We start from the raw sequence: 16,505 nt of genomic DNA on the forward strand, positions 1-16,505 counted from the left end.
TTAATAACATGTAAATTTTATGTTAAGTTTGTAAATTTTGTGTTAAGAGAATTATTTAATGACATTTCCTTGCCAATCCCGTTCAATTTCCATTTTCGAAACAGGAATATACCCTAATTGACCAATCACACGTTCTTGGATATCATCTGACAACATAAAGTCTAAAAACTCTTTGGTTAAATCACTTGGATTTTTACGAGTGTACATGTGTTCATAAGACCAAATAATCCATTTATTGTTCATTACATTTTCATCTGTTGGCTGAACACCATCAATACTTAACGTAGCTACTTCATCAGTAACATATGAAAATGCGGTATAACTAATCGCTCCTGGTGTATCAGAAACAATGGAACGAACCATGCCGCTGGAATCTTGTTCTTGCGCACGAATGGCTGTTTTATCTCCCAAGACCCACTTTTCATAAGTAGCGCGCGTACCACTACCGGCCGCTCTGTTCAAAATAACAATTTTTTGGTCTTTCCCGCCAAGTTCTTTCCAGTTTGTTACTTCACCTAAAAAGATTTTCTTTAAATTTTCCATTGAGATATCTTTGACACCGACATTTTTGTTAACGATTGGTGTAATCCCAACGACAGCAACTTTATGATCAATTAAGTCTTCCGCTTTGATGCCCTTTTTCTCTTCTGCAAATAAATCAGAATTACCAATGTCTACCGCGCCAGATTGGACTTGACTCAGACCTGTTCCGCTTCCGCCACCTTGGACATTAATAAATCTTCCCGGATTTTGGCTTTGATATTCCTCACTCGCTGTCTCTACTAATGGTTGTAAAGCTGATGAGCCTACCGCTGTGATGGATTCACCACGATCAATCCATTTTGCACATCCTGTTAAAGTAAGTATACTTGCCAAACCAATAAATAATAGCAATCTTTTTTTCATCGATTCATTATTCCTCCAATTAATTTCAATCTATTCTATTTTACCATTATATGTAGGACTTGAAAATTATAAGTTATCAATTTGTTGGTACAACTGAGAAAACTCTTAAATTAAATAACAAGTATTTTAAAACTAAAACAAAAAAAACTCTCCAAAATGGAGAGCTTTTTTTCGTTTAAATTTTCAAGAAACGACGCATTGAAATAACTGAACCTAGTGATCCAATAATCATTCCTGTTGCAATCATTAATAGATTAACTTTCCAGATAAAATCTTCTGGACGAATTAATGAATAATTCGAACGCAATAACTGCGGGTTAAACATGTTATAAACTTGATGGTAGCCTAACGTCATAATGATGACTGGCACGATTGCGCCAATCAACCCAATCCAAGCACCTTCTAAGAAGAACGGCCAACGAATGAAACTGTTTTTCGCTCCTACAAGACGCATAATTTGGATTTCTTTTTGACGAGATAAAATCGTAATCCGAATGGTGTTGGAAATTAAGAACACTGCAACGAATAAAAGTAATGCAGCAGCTGCTAAGCCCCAAGTTCGAACGGTTTGAGCGATTTTAAAGATTTTGTCTGAGTTTACACCACCGTAATCGGCTTTAAAAACACTTGGGAATTTAGCTGCTTGTTTCGCAATATCTTTCGTGTCTTCTGGTGTTTTCGCACGGACATAATACACATCGTATAATGGGTTACTATCGCCTTCGAAAAGATTCCAGGCATCCCCCATTTGTTCTTGGATTTTTTTCAATTGTTGATCTTTGTTTGAATAAGAAATATCTTCAACATTGTCTAATCCTTTAAGTTGTTTTTCTAATGTTTTCATTTCATTTTGTTTTGTACCAATATCGACAAAAACTGACACTGTCACGTTTTTTTCGACATCATCAGCAAGTTTCGTTGCATTAAAAATAACGCCCATAAAAATACCAACTAAAACTAATGTAATTGTAACCGCACTTGCTGAGGCAACAGTCATCCAACCGTTCCGTTTTAAACTTTTGATACTTTCAAATAAATGAGAAAAGAATGTTCTAATCATCGTAGCCGTATTCTCCTTCCACTTGGTCACGGATAATGCGACCATTTTCAATGGCAATAACACGGTGACGAATCGTATTTACAATTGTACTATTATGCGTTGCCATCACGACTGTTGTTCCTTGTGCGTTAATCCGGTCCAACAATTTCATGATTTCCCATGAATTCTCTGGATCTAAGTTTCCAGTTGGTTCATCGGCAATTAAAACTTTCGGTGTATTTACGATTGCTCGTGCAATGGATACCCGTTGCTGTTCCCCACCAGAAAGTTCGCTTGGAAAAACACGTACCTTATGTTTTAGACCGACTAAATCTAAAACTTCCATCACGCGTTTTTTGATTTCGCGAGGACGTCGTCCGATAACTTGCATCGCATAGGCCACATTCTCATACACAGTTTTCTTTGGTAATAGTTTATAGTCTTGGAAAACGATGCCGATTTCACGACGTAAATAAGGAACTTCTTTATTTTTTATTTTCATTAAATCATGACCTGCAACTGTCAAATTACCTTTTGTTGCTTTTTCTTCACGATACATTAATCTAATAAAGGTTGATTTCCCTGCACCTGAGGGACCAACCACATAGACGAACTCGCCTTGGTCAATCTCTACTGAAATATTTCGAATCGCTGTTGTACCATTCGAATATTTCTTCATTACATCTTTCATTTCAATCATGGCGTTCTCTCCATCTCTTTTTTCTTCAATCCTACTCATTATAACATGTCAATATTGCAAACTTCTTGCATTAAGTTACATTTTTATTTCAATTTAATGAAGAGCTTAACTTAAGCGCTGTTTTAAGTAGGCATCAATGAAATCATCAAGGTCCCCATCCATCACAGCTTGTACATTGCCGGTTTCGTAATTTGTCCGATGGTCTTTGACCATTGAATACGGATGGAACACGTAAGAACGGATTTGTGAGCCCCAGCCAATTTCCATTTGTTCACCACGTAAACTTGCTGCTTCTTGGGCTTTCTTTTCCATTTCCAATTGATATAATTTGGCTTTTAACATACTCATTGCTTGCTCACGGTTTTTTAATTGAGAACGTTGTGCTTGGCTTGCGACAACGGTACCTGTTGGAATATGTGTGATTCGAACAGCCGATTCTGTTTTATTAATATGCTGACCACCGGCACCACTTGCTCGATAGGTATCAATTTTTAAGTCATCTGGATTGATTGCAATCTCTATTGTATCGTCTAATTCAGGCATTACATCAACTGAACAAAACGAAGTATGACGGCGTTTAGCGGAATCAAAGGGCGAAATCCGCACAAGACGATGGACACCTTTTTCAGATTTTAGGTAACCATAAGCATTGTAACCTTTGATTAATAAGGTGACACTTTTAATCCCTGCTTCATCTCCAGCTTGGTAATCCAACGTTTCAACTTGGAAACCGTGACTTTCTGCCCAACGTGTATACATTCGTAAAAGCATACTTCCCCAATCTTGTGATTCAGTACCACCGGCACCAGGGTGTAATTCAATTAGGGCGTTATTATGATCATATGGCTCATTTAGTAGTAAGGATAGCTCATACGTTGTTAAACGTTCTTGCAAGAGATGAATTCTTTCTTCCAATTCTTCTTGAATCTCTGCATCATATTCTTCTTGTTGTAATTCAAACATCACCGTTAATTCGTCCAGTTCCTCAGAGAGCTGATGAAATTGTTGATATTTTTCTTTCAAACTATTGGTTTCGTTAATTAGCTTTTGAGCCGTTTCTGTGTTGTCCCAAAAACCAGGTTCTCCCATCCGATTTTCCGCCTCGGCAATGTCTTCTTCTAACTGGTCTAAGTCAAAGAGACCTCCTGAAGCTAGTAATTTTTTGTGTCATTTCGTCTAATAATGTACGAATTTCTGGGTTTTCCAAAATGATTCCTTCTTTCTCTTTATGGTAAAAAGAGCAAAGGCGGGACAAATTGCCCCACCCTGCGTTTTTTCTTTAATTAAGCGTTTCTTCCATGACAATTTTTGAATTTTTTGCCACTTCCGCATGGGCATAAATCATTACGGCCCACTTTTTTATCTACACGCACAGGTTGACGCTTCGCACTTGTGTTGCTTTGTGCAGCTGCATCTTGTTCTGTTTCTGGATGTTCCGCTTGTCCTTGAGCTACTTGCTCACGTTGGACATTTTGGCGAATTTCCGATTTCATGAATAAACGTGTTACTTCATATTCGATTGAACCCACCATATTGTTATACATAGAATAACCTTCTGTTTGATATTCTACTAATGGGTTGTTTTGACCGTACGCACGTAAGCCGACAGATTGGCGTAATTGATCCATTGCATCAATGTGATCTGTCCATTTAGTATCGACAACACGCAAGATGACTACTTTTTCAAATTCTAGCAATTGTTCTTGGCCATTCAATTGTTGAGATTTTTCTTCAAATACTTCTTGCGCACGTGCCACTAAGTAGTCTTTGATTTCTTCAGCTGATTTATTTTCTAAATCTTTTTTAGAAATCGTATCTTCATGGACAAGTGTTGAGGCTGCAAAATCGACAATCCCATCTAAATTCCATTCTTCTTTTTCTAATTGTGTATGGCTATCCACCACTCGGCCAATCGTCCGTTTTACCATGCCCATCAATACATCAGACAAGTCATTTTCTTCCATAATTACTTCTTGTCGTTGCGCATAAATAACTTCACGTTGCTCGCGCATCACGTCATCGTATTGTAAGACATTTTTACGTGTGTCATAGTTATTTCCTTCCACACGTTTTTGAGCAGACTCTACTTGGCGAGTAAACATTTTACTTTGAATAACTGCATCTTCTTCTTGCACATTCATTCGTTCTAAGAATGTTTTAATTCGTTCTGAACCAAAGCGTTTCATTAAGTCATCTTCTAAAGATAAATAAAATTGTGAAACCCCTGGATCCCCTTGACGTCCTGCACGTCCACGCAACTGATTATCAATACGACGTGACTCATGACGTTCTGTCCCGATAACCGCTAGACCACCTAGTTCAAGTACACCTAAACCAAGTTTAATATCCGTTCCACGACCAGCCATATTTGTTGCAATTGTAACTGCGCCTTTTTGACCGGCATTCATAATGATTTCGGCTTCTTTAAAGTGATTTTTCGCATTTAATACTTCATGAGGAATTTTAGCTGCGTTTAATTTATCCGAAAGTAATTCTGACGTTTCTACCGCAACAGTCCCCACCAACACTGGTTGTCCTTTGTGGTAACGTTCTTTAATATCTTCCACCACTGCATTAAATTTACTTTCTAAGGTTGGATAAAGTAAATCTGGACGATCGTCACGGATAATTGGACGATTGGTTGGAATTTGAATGACTTGAATATTGTAAATTTCACGGAATTCTTCTTCTTCTGTTTTAGCAGTACCAGTCATCCCGGCTAGTTTTTTGTACATCCGGAAGTAGTTTTGGAACGTAATCGTCGCCATTGTTTTTGTTTCATCTTCAATTTCGACGCCTTCTTTTGCTTCAATCGCTTGATGTAAGCCATCAGAATAACGACGACCATCCATGATACGACCAGTAAATTGGTCAACAATTAAGACTTTATTGTCTTGAACCACGTAATCAATGTCTAATAACATGATATAGTTTGCCCGTAACGCTTGATCTAAATGGTGCGTTAATGCTGTATTTTCAATATCGTAAAGGTTATCCAATCCAAAAGTTTGTTCAGCTTTTTCAATACCTGCTTCTGTTAAACCAATTGTTTTAGACTGAATATCAATTTTGTAATCTTCGTCTTCTTTTAAGCGTTTGACAAAATTATCGGCACGTGTATAGAGTGCTGTCGATTTTTCAGCTTGTCCAGAAATAATTAATGGGGTTCTTGCTTCATCAATTAAGATTGAATCCACTTCATCGACAATTGCATAGTTTAATGGACGTTGAACCATTTGGCTGCGATAAACAACCATGTTATCACGCAAATAGTCAAATCCTAATTCGTTATTTGTACTATAAGTGATATCACAGTTATATGCTTCACGTTTTTCATCAGAAGATTTAGAGTTAATGTTTAAGCCAACGCTTAAGCCTAAGAAATTATATAATTCTCCCATTTCGTTAGAGTCACGGGTTGCTAAGTATTCATTAACTGTAACAACGTGTACTCCTTCGCCAGATAGTGCATTCAAGTATACAGGCATTGTGGCAGTCAAGGTTTTCCCTTCACCTGTTCTCATTTCAGGAATGTTCCCGTCATGAAGCACAATCCCACCCATTAATTGGACACGGTATGGGAATAAACCTAGTACTCGTTTAGCAGCTTCACGGACAACCGCAAACGCTTCTGGTAATAGTTCGTCTAAGGTTTCCCCTTTTTGATAACGGGCTTTAAATTCATCTGTTTTTTCACGTAATTGTTCATCGCTTAGTTGTTCCATTGCACTTGCATGTGCATCAATTTTATCGGCGATTTTTTCTAATCGTCTTAATTCTTTTTTATCGTTTTCGATCATTTTTTTCAAAAAATTTGCCATTGGTATCTGTGTTCCTTTCAATTACCTCTTTTTATTTTTGTATCCTTTTTGTACAAGAAGCACAATCTATCCGTTTTATTTTATCATTACTTGACGAGAAAGAAAACCATTTCTCTCTATTTTGCAGACATTTTCCTTTAAAAGAGGAACTTTTAAAGTTATTTTATGTATTTCTTTATTTTTTCTTTACTCCGTGCTTTAAAGATGTTTAAAGAGCTGAAATGCACGAAAGCATTTCAGCTCTTATTTTAAGCTTTAGTCTGTTTCAATCAAGCCATATTTGCCATCTTTACGACGGTAAACAATGCTTGTTCCATTTGTTTCAGCATCTTCAAAAATAAAGAAGTTATGTCCTAACATGTTCATTTGTAAAACAGCTTCTTCACTGTCCATCGGTTTTAATGATAGACGTTTTGTACGAACGATGTCTAATTCTGAAGGTGTTTCTTCTGTTTCTTCACCAACTAAGAAGACAGCGGCTTTTGTATTGTTACGTCCTGTTTCACGAGATTTTCTGTTGATTTTTGTTTTAAATTTACGAATTTGTCGTTCTAATTTATCGACAACCAAATCAATACTTGCGTATAAATCAGGTGACGTTTCTTCAGCTCGTAAAACTAGATAAGGAAGAGGAATAGTAACCTCGACTTTGGCTGTTTTTTCAGTGTACACTTTCAAATTCACGTGAACCGTTGCTTCAGGTGAATCGCTGAAATATCTTTCTAATTTACCGACTTTTTTCTCAACATAGTCTCGAATCGCTTCGGTTACCTCGATATTTTCTCCACGTACATTATATCTAAACATAACAATTACCCCTTTCATCTACCAGTAAAGAAAAGATTAAAGGACCACTCTTTAATTCCCTTCTTCTTAATTTCATTATATCGAATAATCTGGGTTTTGCCAACAAAATAGTCATCAAATTTATGAATTCTTTTCTTTTTACCGCGCGAGAGTAAACGTATTCAAACTTTTAGGATAACAGTTATTGATAACAGCAGCTGCGTGGAAAAGAGTTCGTCCAGTGGTATAGATGTCATCCACCAAAATAATAGAACAATTTTTTAATTTTTTTTGGTTTTCTTTTTGGATGGCAAATGGTTGTTGCAACTGCATCCTTTCCTTTCTAGTTTTCTTAGATTGCGGAACATTTTCCTCTTTTCTAATTAAAAAAGGGCTGTACGGAACATCAGCCGCTTCTAGTAAGCCAATTACTTGGTTGAAGCCTCGTTCTTGCATTCGCTTTTCGGATAAGGGCACCGGAATAATATAGTCCGCAGATTGTTGCTGAAAGTAAAAGTTGATTTCCTCGTTAAAACACATTCTTAAGCGATAGTCTCCTTGAAATTTATAGCGTTCCATCCACTCTTGCATTCCTTCATCATAATGAAACAACGCTGCATTATGAAAAGAATACTCTGGATAAAGCAGCTGCCACCTTCGACAATCAAAACAATAGCGTTCTTGGCTGACTCGACTACAGCCAAAACAAGTGCCTATCATTGGCAGTTTCTGGAACTTTGCTTGGCAGTGCTGGCAAAGTGAAGGCCTCGCCCATTTTTTAAAACGTAAGAGCATTTTTAATGTTATCTCCAAACGAATGGGCTCTGCGCAATTTTTACAATCCATCTAACATCCCTCGTTTGCTAGCCAAGCGATTCATTTGCTTTATTTGCCGAATCGCCTCTTTCATATCTCTTGTTTCCCCATCATGTAAAAATAAAACTTCGCCGTAATTGAATTCTTGTCTTCGATCGACTCGGCCCGCAATTTGGACAAGTGTTGAAGAAGTGAAGACTCGATGATTAGCACCATAAACAATAACTGAGACTGCATCAAAAGTCACACCACGTTCTAAAATGGTTGTAGTGATCAAAATATCCGTTTTCTGCTGACGCATTGCTTGAACTTTTTCTAGGCGAAGCTCATCACTACCATAAACGGCGACAACTTCTTTGTCGGAAAATCGCTCAGCTATTAATGCATGCAATTGGTGAATTAATGAAATGCTTGGGCAAAATAGTAAAACTGAATTACGCACCAATAAACGTTTCAAATGATGTGCAATGATTTTAATATTTTTGCTAGAAAGACGTTGCCACGACTGAACCCAAAATCGGCGTGGCACAGGTAATGGCCTACGGTGATATCTTGCTGGCAAAATACTGGCTGCTAACTTTTTTTGCTGTAAAAGCTTCCGCAATTCTTTCGTAGGCGTTGCTGTTAAGTACACCAAACTACTTCTTTTTTTTCGTGCGTTACGCACTCCATAATAAAGATGTTCGTTATTAACAAAAGGAAAAGAGTCGACTTCATCAACGATAAGTAAATCAAACGCTTGATGGAATTTCAATAATTGATGCGTGGTGCAAATCACTAGTTTCGTGTAGCGATATGGTTCTTGACTGTTTCCATGAAGTAAAGCAATTGCTTCATGAGGAAAAACCGCTTGGATTCTGGGAAACAGTTCTAAGCAAACATCGACACGCGGCGAAGCCAGCGCAATCCGCCCCCCTTCTTGTAAGGTTTGGTGTAAAACAGCAAATAACATTTCTGTTTTGCCTGCACCTGTAACTGCCCACACTAAGCGATTCTCTCTTGCTTTTGCTGTCTCACAAAGTTCAACCGAGATCGCTTGCTGTCCCTTTGTTAATTGTCCAGACCACTCAAAAAAGACAGTTCTTGGGCTATTGGGCCTTTCTGGTAAATGACAAAATTTTTGACAAGAAGTCACACGGCCTAATTGAATGCACGCATGACAGTAGTATACATTTGTCGCCAGTCTGTTTTCTTTTTTGGATACGACTTCCCCGCACCGCTGACATTGAATTGTTAGGGGGGAACGCTCTAACATTGTTGGTAAATAAACCAGTTTTGTCTGTATTGAAGGTTCTGTTTCTTCAATAATTATTTTACGTCCATGCAAATCTTCCATGTTAACCACCTCAATTATAAAATACGCATTTCTCTAGCTTTTTTACGAAAAAGGAAATCTCCCACCGTTATCTTTCTATTCTTATCTAGTCGTTACCTACTAAACAAACTCTTGATACGCTTTATTGTTTACACGAATCTTCCACTTTCGACTTACCTATATGCAGATTTTTTATAACAAATTTATCTACCTTTAAAGAAAAATTAATGTTAAAGTATATCTAGTAATCCAAGCTTTAATTTGAAAAGACTAGACAGGAGCAAGCTTTATCATGGAAAATATTTTTTTAAAAAGACTAGAATTCAAAGCTTTTGAAGAAGATTCTGTTTTTTCAAAAATTGAAGGGCTGAATAAATTTAATTCACTAAATTTTAAAAAACCTATTACTTTTTTTTCAGGTGAAAATGGAACTGGAAAATCCACTTTATTAGAAGCAATCGCAGTCAATTGGGGATTTAATCCTGAAGGCGGTAGTATTAATTTTAATTTCTCTACAAACGATACTCACTTGGATTTACATAATTATTTAACTGTTGCAAAAAGTGTAAAGCGTGCTACGGATGGCTTCTTTTTAAGAGCTGAAAGTTTCTACAATGTTGCTACATATGCAGAAAATATAGACTTAGATTTTTCTGAATATGGCGATAAATCCCTACATCATCAATCACACGGCGAAAGTTTTTTGAATCTGGTGAACCATCGGTTTAGAGGAAATGGTCTGTACCTGTTAGATGAACCTGAAGCGGCTCTCTCACCTCAACGCCAACTAGCCTTAATGATATCTATAAAAAAACTAATTGATGAGGGGTCTCAGTTTATTATTGTCTCTCATTCACCTATATTACTTGCAATGCCTGACTCACAAATTATTTCTTTTGATAAAGATAGTCCTTTAGAAATCACGTATGAAGAAAGTATGCCTTATGAAATAACCTCATTATTTTTAAACAACAAAAACAGAATTCTCTCTCATTTATTTGCTGAATAAGTCTGTTATTCGAAATGCTTATGCCATACTATAATGACTCGTATATAATAATATTGTTAATCATTCTTTGAATTACTACTTTCAGACTACGGAAAAAGGCGTTCATTATTCAGAAAATAGATTGTTAAGTATGTTTTTTTAGTATCTAGATTAAAGTAAAAAATTAAAGACAGTTGTCTTTCTCTAGCTCACAGGACTAATTTCGGCTCTATAATTTATGGAACTGATAAACCAGAATGACTGTTTCAGCTCAATTCCAATTAACTAAAGTCATAAAAAAAGACAAGTTGCTTTTTCGAAGATTCTCGAAAAAACAACTTGTTTTTACTCTTTTTTATCTGCTTGTGCTAACAAACCCAAGGCTTGTTCCAGCACTTTTTCCCCGTTCATTAAGCCGTAATCAGACATGCTAATGACATCTGTTGGGATACCTTTTGGTGATAGACGCTTTTCAAAATCACTCTTCATATAACGAACTTGTGGACCTAACAATAACACATCGACTGGATTATTTTCTAAATTTGTGTCTGCTTCCGATGCAGAAGCCGCAAATATATGGGCATCTAAGCCTTGATTAAATGCTGCTTTTTGCATTTTTGTAACAAGTAAACTAGTACTCATTCCTGCGGAGCAAACTAACATAATTGTTTTTTTTGACATTTTAACAGCCCCTTTTACCATTGCCTTTTTCAATTTTCAACATTATCTATTAAAAATATTATAGTGTAAAGTTAATTTTTGTCAATCATTCTTGTTTTTTAAAGCGGATACAATCTTGGTTTAAACGTACCATGCTGACTTCAGCAATTTATTAAATACCACATATTCTTTTTCCAAATTCACTTGAACTACTTGGTAACTCGCATTCAACCAACCATAAGCGCCCTTTTCTGGATGCTTATAATCGTTCGCCCACCAATCGACATCTGTCTTAGCAGTTTTTGGTAAACCAGAATGAGGGAATAACAATTCATCAAACTGAGTAAAGGTCAAAGTAACTTGGGAACCGCCATTCGTTTTCAAATAATGAGTAATTGTATCATATTTTTTCTGTCGTGTATGTACCATTTTCCAGCGCCTCCCTTTTCTCTATCATACCTTATTATAACGTTTTTTTCCAAAAATCTCACAAAAAAGATGAGAGAAAAAGTTGCTATTCAGTTGATTCTTTTTTATACTGACTTTATTACGAGAGAAAAGGATGCCCATATGTTAGAAAGCTATATTACAGTCAAACAAGATGGTTTCAGCGAGATTGAAATCAAGAAATCGCGGTTTATCTGTTCTGTAAAGCGCGTAACATCAGAAGAAGAAGCAAAAGCCTTTATCGCCGCAATAAAAAAAGAACATTGGAAAGCCAATCATAATTGTAGTGCTTTTGTTATCGGCGAAAAAAATGACATTCAGAGGAGCAGCGATGACGGCGAACCTAGTGGCACTGCTGGTGTTCCAATGCTGGAAGTCTTAAAGAAAAAAGAGTTAATCAACGTAGTGGCTGTTGTCACTCGTTATTTTGGCGGAATAAAATTAGGCGCTGGTGGTTTAATCCGAGCATATAGTCATGCTCTTTCCCACACTTTAGATGAAATTGGTTTAGTCATTGGCAAATTGCAACAAGAACTATTGATTACGATCGCCTATCCTTTATTAGGAAAAGCCCAAGCCTTTTTAGAACATAGTCCCTACACGCTTAAAGAAACTATTTACACAGAGTCTATTCAGTTAATTTGTTTAGTAGATGAACAAGCAACAGAAACATTTATAGCTGAAATGACGGATTTACTTAACGGTCAGTTGACAATTGAAAAAGGCGCAACAAGCTATCACGAACTACCATTTAACGAAAAAGGAGCACAAGCAAATGACATTTGAAGAAGTATTGCCACAGATTAAAGCAGGAAAAAAAGCCGTACGTAAAGGCTGGAGCGGTTTCGAACTTTTTATTGAATTACGTGATGAAATTGGCACCTCCGAAGGTGAATTTTTACAAGTTACCCCGTATTTTTTAATCAAAACTTCTGATGAAGGCTACAGCATGTTTTCACCAACACCTTGTGATGTCTTAGCAGAAGATTGGGTGATTGTTGAAGCATAACTACACACATAAGGTCTGGCAGATTACGGCGATTGCTCGTTCTTCCAGACCTTAATTTTTAAATGTTTAAAGGAGTTTTTCTTATGCCAAAAGAATTTGAAACAAAACGGGTGCTTGTTACTGGTGCAGCTTCAGGGATTGGCCAAGCACAAGCAATTGCCTTTGCTGAGCAAGGTGCTGAGGTTATTGGCATCGACCTAAACGAAACGGGGTTAAAACAGACAGCCGCACTGGTTAATCCAGATTCTACTAAGCCATTTACTTATTTTGTCGGTGATGTGTCTTCTCCCTCATTTGTGCAAGCCACGATGAAACAAATTGTGAAAGACAACGGCCAAATTGATATTTTATTAAATACGGCAGGTATTTTAGATGATTATCGTCCTTCTCTAGAAACTTCGGAAGCTTTATGGGATCAAATTTTAGCAACCAATTTAAAAAGTGTCTTTTTAGTGACCAATGCTCTATTACCTTATTTCCTCCAACAAAAAAAAGGAGTAATCGTTAATATGGCATCTATCGCCGGCTTAGTAGCTGGGGGCGGCGGCGCAGCGTACACTGCCTCCAAACACGCAATCATCGGGTATACAAAACAACTTTCCTACGATTATGCCAAATTAGGCATTCGAGCAAATGCGATTGCGCCAGGTGCCATCCAAACACCCATGAACGCAGCTGATTTTGTAGGAGAAGGTGAAATGGCTACTTGGGTAGCACGTGAAACACCCGCGGGCCGTTGGGCGCAGCCACAGGAAGTAGCAAAACTTTCATTATTTCTAGCTAGTGATGACGCTGATTATATCCATGGCACAGTTATGACCATTGATGGTGGTTGGACCATGAAATAAAAAGACTTTACAGAGTGTCTGTTCTTCAGTAACATGTAACACAGTGAGACAACTCACACCATAACACTTCAGTTGGCTTTATTGCCCTTCCTTTGGTTATGGTTATCACTAAAACACGTCGTTGTTTTATAAAGGAGAATCTTAAATGAATCATTCATCAAATCCACAAACCAGTACGTGGTCAGCTACGGCGTTGGCTAAAATGGCGCTGGTTACCGCTTTGTATGTTGTTGTCACTGTACTTCTCGCTCCGCTTAGTTTTGGTCCGATACAGCTTCGTCTTGCCGAATTATTTAATTATTTAGGCGTTTTTAACAAGCGATATATCTGGTCCATTACGTTAGGGGTTGCGATTGCCAACACCGCTTCGCCTCTTGGTATCATCGATATAGTCATCGGTAGCGCTGGAACGTGTGCAGTCTTATGGATTGCCTATTTTGCGACAAAAAATCAGCAAAATTTATTGATTAAACTAATGCTGACGGCCATTCTTTTTGCTTTGTCCATGTTCACTGTCGCCGGACCCTTAACGTTCTTTTATCAGTTACCTTTTTGGTACACATGGTTGACCGTTGGACTTGGTGAACTTCTTTCAATGACCGTCGGCGGTATCCTGATTTACGTATTAAATAAAAAAATACAGCTTGTAAAACGCATCGAAGAATAAACAAGCGCTTGGGATTTAAACCCCAAGCGCTTTTTAGCACTATCCTTTAGGTTGAATGAAGTCTGCTTGCCATTTTCCAAGAGATGGATTGTAATCAAAATACCAAAGTTGTGAAAAATATTGTTTTTGATGCTTGTATCCCGATAAAACACAACCGCTTTGAGTATCTTCCTCGTAGTCAATACAAGAAAAATGAAGCATCAGTGAAAAACTGTTTTCACTAATAGGATGATAATTCGAAGCTGGCGCTACTTTCACTTTTTTTACATGATTTCTGATGCCCGCTTGTTGATTTTCTTGTAATACTGCAAGATGTTTTTGATAAAGTTTTTCTGTATAGTTATCTTTGACTACAGACAAGTTTTCTTGATCCCACGCTTGTTGTATTTCTAAAAACGTTTGTTGTATTTCTTTTAAGAGTGCCTTTTTTTCTTTTGATGTTCCAGGTAATGCTGCCCACATTTCTTGAAAAGCGCCTTCATCGACTGGTTGATTTCTGCGGCGTCTTTGCCAAATCATCGCGCCCCCAAAAAGAACAAAAAACACTGTTGAAATTAAGCCTTCCAGTGGCGTTGTGTTGCTGGTCCCAGTCTCGTTATGATGAACATAACTTCTTGATCCATCACCGCTTGGCGAAAAACCATTCGAGGGATTACCCCCGCTAGGACTTTCTACACGTCCACCGCCGTAGCCACCAGCTACAGCCGCTGCTTGATTAGGCCATAAACAAAAGGCCATGGCACAACCCACAAAAACCAAAATTAACTTTCTCATTTTCTCACCTTTCGACCCCTTCAAACCAACAAATGAATAAATAGACGCAGAATACTAAACAAAGCGCCAAGATTAACAATGATTAATAATACCTTCAGCCATCTGCCATATGGTTGTACTGATTGATAACTTCGTTGATAAATACTCAAGCCAAACAGGACCGCTGGCCACATAAATATACTAGATCTTGGACCAAACGAATTACCCTCGCCCCAAAAATTCACATGAATGGGCACATGAGCTGGTAAATCAGGATAAAACACCGCACTTAATAACAGTAAACTAACTGCCAAGACACTTGTAACAATAAATAACCCCTGACTAACTTTTTCAATCTGCTTCTCTCTCATTAATTTAGCTTTCTCCTCTAGTTTAATGATGGATATACTTTCAGTTTATGCCTCCCTATCTGAATTTGCAATAAAAAAAAGACAAGGAAACATTCGATTAAATGTCCTTGCCTCTGTTTTTGAAAATCCTAAATCAAGCCTTTCACACCTATATCTTTTCGGTAGTACATTCCAGGAAATGAGTAATTATCCAATGTTTGATAAACTTTTTTGCGGGCTTCTTCAAGAGTCGAAGCAGTTGCTTCTGCTAAAAAGATTCGTCCGCCAGCCGAAACCAGAGCCGGTTCTGAACGAGTTACCCCTGCATAATAGATGGTTTCACCAGACATTTCGGGCAATGGTAGATTTGTCTTGTATTGATTAGGATAGCCTTCTGCTGCTACAACAACACCAACACTCGCTAACTCATTCCATACAATCGTTGGTTGCTCTTTCGCCAGCAATGAAGAAATTATTTCTGAAAGGGGACTCTCTAAACGGGCCAACACAACTTGTGTTTCTGGATCCCCAAATCGAGCATTAAATTCAATAACCTTGGGGCCAGTTGCTGTTTGGATTAAACCAGCATATAAAATCCCTTGAAACGGACGTTTTTCAGCCACCATTCCTTTAGCAGTCGGTTTCAGTACTTGGCTAATGGCTTGCTGAACCGCTTCTTCTGGGATCTGAGGCACTGGTGTGTAAGCACCCATCCCCCCTGTATTCGGACCAGCATCCCCATCGAAAATCCGCTTATGATCTTGAGCAATCACCATCGGATATACCTTCTCATTAGAAACAAAAGCCATTAAGGAAAATTCTTCTCCTTGCAAAAATTCTTCGATTACAACCGTTTGACCGCTTACTCCAAATTGTTGATCCTCCATCATCGCAACTAGCGCCCGTTTTGCGGCTGCTTTTGTTTCGGCAACTACTACTCCTTTTCCAGCTGCCAAACCATCCGCCTTAATAACAATTGGTACTCCTTGCTGTTCAATATATTCTAAGGCAGGTGCCAAACGTCGAAAGACCCGATATTCCGCCGTTGGAATCTGGTATTTTTGCATAAAATCTTTCGCAAAACTTTTTGAACCTTCAATAATTGCAGCTGCTTTTGTCGGGCCAAAAATCAGTAATCCCGCTGCTTGAAAGGCGTCTACAATCCCTTCAATTAATGGCGTTTCTGGTCCGACGAATGTCCAATCAATCTGATTATCCTTCGCAAATTGAATTAGTTCCGTTTGCTGCTCTTCACTGATAGGTACGGTCCGAATATTATCACCACTCATACCAGGATTACCTGGTGCACAATAAACAGTCTTGACTTTGTCTTCTCGCTGTAATTTTTTGGCGATTGCATGTTCACGACCACCACGCCCAATCACTAATATATTCATCGG

18 protein-coding genes are annotated in these 16,505 nt (G+C 37.8%); 5 read left to right on the forward strand and 13 right to left on the reverse strand.

Annotation, left to right across the window (positions count from 1 at the left end; translation table 11 throughout):
- Positions 1-51: 51 nt before the first annotated feature.
- From IGL17_RS07625 to IGL17_RS07660, 8 genes are all read right to left on the reverse strand, one after another.
- Entirely contained in the window at positions 52-906 is an 855-nt protein-coding gene (locus tag IGL17_RS07625; protein WP_438760109.1) for a phosphate ABC transporter substrate-binding protein PstS, read from the reverse strand.
- A gap of 175 nt (positions 907-1,081) precedes the next feature.
- Complete coding sequence (gene ftsX, locus IGL17_RS07630; protein WP_002360154.1) at positions 1,082-1,966, reverse strand: permease-like cell division protein FtsX; 885 nt, start codon at positions 1,964-1,966, stop codon at positions 1,082-1,084.
- Positions 1,959-2,645, reverse strand: coding sequence for a cell division ATP-binding protein FtsE (gene ftsE, locus IGL17_RS07635; protein ID WP_002361935.1), 687 nt, complete (start codon positions 2,643-2,645; stop codon positions 1,959-1,961). Before ftsE ends, ftsX begins: the two co-directional genes overlap by 8 nt.
- Before the next feature lie 105 nt (positions 2,646-2,750).
- Positions 2,751-3,852 (reverse strand): peptide chain release factor 2 gene (gene prfB, locus IGL17_RS07640; protein ID WP_438760111.1). Its coding sequence is split into 2 segments (ribosomal slippage): positions 2,751-3,779 and positions 3,781-3,852, totalling 1,101 coding nucleotides; the frame shifts between segments, so codons are not numbered across the junction.
- 76 nt (positions 3,853-3,928) lie between these two features.
- Positions 3,929-6,466, reverse strand: coding sequence for a preprotein translocase subunit SecA (secA, locus tag IGL17_RS07645; protein WP_002381826.1), 2,538 nt, complete (start codon positions 6,464-6,466; stop codon positions 3,929-3,931).
- A gap of 255 nt (positions 6,467-6,721) precedes the next feature.
- A complete protein-coding gene (gene hpf, locus IGL17_RS07650; protein ID WP_002357293.1) occupies positions 6,722-7,273 on the reverse strand; it encodes a ribosome hibernation-promoting factor, HPF/YfiA family in 552 nt (183 codons plus the stop codon).
- A gap of 138 nt (positions 7,274-7,411) precedes the next feature.
- On the reverse strand, positions 7,412-8,098 hold the full coding sequence (locus tag IGL17_RS07655) for a ComF family protein (RefSeq protein ID WP_016618332.1): 687 nt from the start codon (positions 8,096-8,098) through the stop codon (positions 7,412-7,414).
- Positions 8,088-9,404, reverse strand: coding sequence for a DEAD/DEAH box helicase (locus tag IGL17_RS07660; RefSeq protein ID WP_016616882.1), 1,317 nt, complete (start codon positions 9,402-9,404; stop codon positions 8,088-8,090). The genes IGL17_RS07655 and IGL17_RS07660 overlap by 11 nt, the downstream gene beginning before the upstream one ends.
- A 271-nt stretch (positions 9,405-9,675) precedes the next feature.
- On the opposite strand from IGL17_RS07660, the gene IGL17_RS07665 reads away from it, so the two are divergent.
- Entirely contained in the window at positions 9,676-10,392 is a 717-nt protein-coding gene (locus IGL17_RS07665) for an AAA family ATPase (RefSeq protein WP_010707508.1), read from the forward strand.
- 324 nt (positions 10,393-10,716) lie between these two features.
- On the opposite strand, the gene IGL17_RS07670 is transcribed toward IGL17_RS07665, so the two are convergent.
- Positions 10,717-11,052 carry a PTS sugar transporter subunit IIB gene (locus IGL17_RS07670; RefSeq protein ID WP_025193362.1) on the reverse strand — a complete coding sequence of 112 codons (336 nt, stop codon included), beginning with the start codon at positions 11,050-11,052 and terminating at the stop codon, positions 10,717-10,719.
- 120 nt (positions 11,053-11,172) lie between these two features.
- Positions 11,173-11,460, reverse strand: coding sequence for a DUF7662 domain-containing protein (locus IGL17_RS07675; RefSeq protein ID WP_002357286.1), 288 nt, complete (start codon positions 11,458-11,460; stop codon positions 11,173-11,175).
- Positions 11,461-11,529: 69 nt separating this feature from the next.
- Between IGL17_RS07675 and IGL17_RS07680 the strand changes: the two genes are divergently transcribed.
- The 4 genes from IGL17_RS07680 (at position 11,530) to IGL17_RS07695 (ending at position 14,002) form a co-directional block, all read left to right on the forward strand.
- Complete coding sequence (locus IGL17_RS07680; protein WP_002410598.1) at positions 11,530-12,264, forward strand: YigZ family protein; 735 nt, start codon at positions 11,530-11,532, stop codon at positions 12,262-12,264.
- Positions 12,254-12,487: a DUF2829 domain-containing protein gene (locus IGL17_RS07685; protein ID WP_002357284.1), complete on the forward strand. Its 234-nt coding sequence runs from the start codon at positions 12,254-12,256 to the stop codon at positions 12,485-12,487. Before IGL17_RS07680 ends, IGL17_RS07685 begins: the two co-directional genes overlap by 11 nt.
- 62 nt (positions 12,488-12,549) lie before the next feature.
- On the forward strand, positions 12,550-13,335 hold the full coding sequence (locus IGL17_RS07690) for a 3-oxoacyl-ACP reductase (RefSeq protein WP_016618330.1): 786 nt from the start codon (positions 12,550-12,552) through the stop codon (positions 13,333-13,335).
- Between the two features lie 145 nt (positions 13,336-13,480).
- Positions 13,481-14,002, forward strand: coding sequence for a QueT transporter family protein (locus tag IGL17_RS07695; RefSeq protein ID WP_002385866.1), 522 nt, complete (start codon positions 13,481-13,483; stop codon positions 14,000-14,002).
- 39 nt (positions 14,003-14,041) lie between these two features.
- On the opposite strand, the gene IGL17_RS07700 is transcribed toward IGL17_RS07695, so the two are convergent.
- The 3 genes from IGL17_RS07700 to purD all read right to left on the reverse strand — a co-directional run bounded on the left by IGL17_RS07700 (position 14,042) and on the right by purD (position 16,502).
- Positions 14,042-14,776 (reverse strand): TIM44-like domain-containing protein, encoded by a 735-nt coding sequence (locus tag IGL17_RS07700; protein ID WP_010775890.1) that lies wholly within the window; start codon positions 14,774-14,776, stop codon positions 14,042-14,044.
- Positions 14,777-14,796: 20 nt separating this feature from the next.
- Entirely contained in the window at positions 14,797-15,126 is a 330-nt protein-coding gene (locus tag IGL17_RS07705) for a DUF1648 domain-containing protein (RefSeq protein WP_010713335.1), read from the reverse strand.
- Positions 15,127-15,254: 128 nt separating this feature from the next.
- Positions 15,255-16,502, reverse strand: a complete 1,248-nt coding sequence (gene purD / locus IGL17_RS07710; RefSeq protein WP_016618328.1) for a phosphoribosylamine--glycine ligase — start codon at positions 16,500-16,502, stop codon at positions 15,255-15,257.
- Positions 16,503-16,505 lie beyond the last annotated feature (3 nt).

Source organism: Enterococcus sp. AZ088 (genome assembly GCF_051714845.1).
GTDB classification, from domain to species: domain Bacteria; phylum Bacillota; class Bacilli; order Lactobacillales; family Enterococcaceae; genus Enterococcus; species Enterococcus faecalis.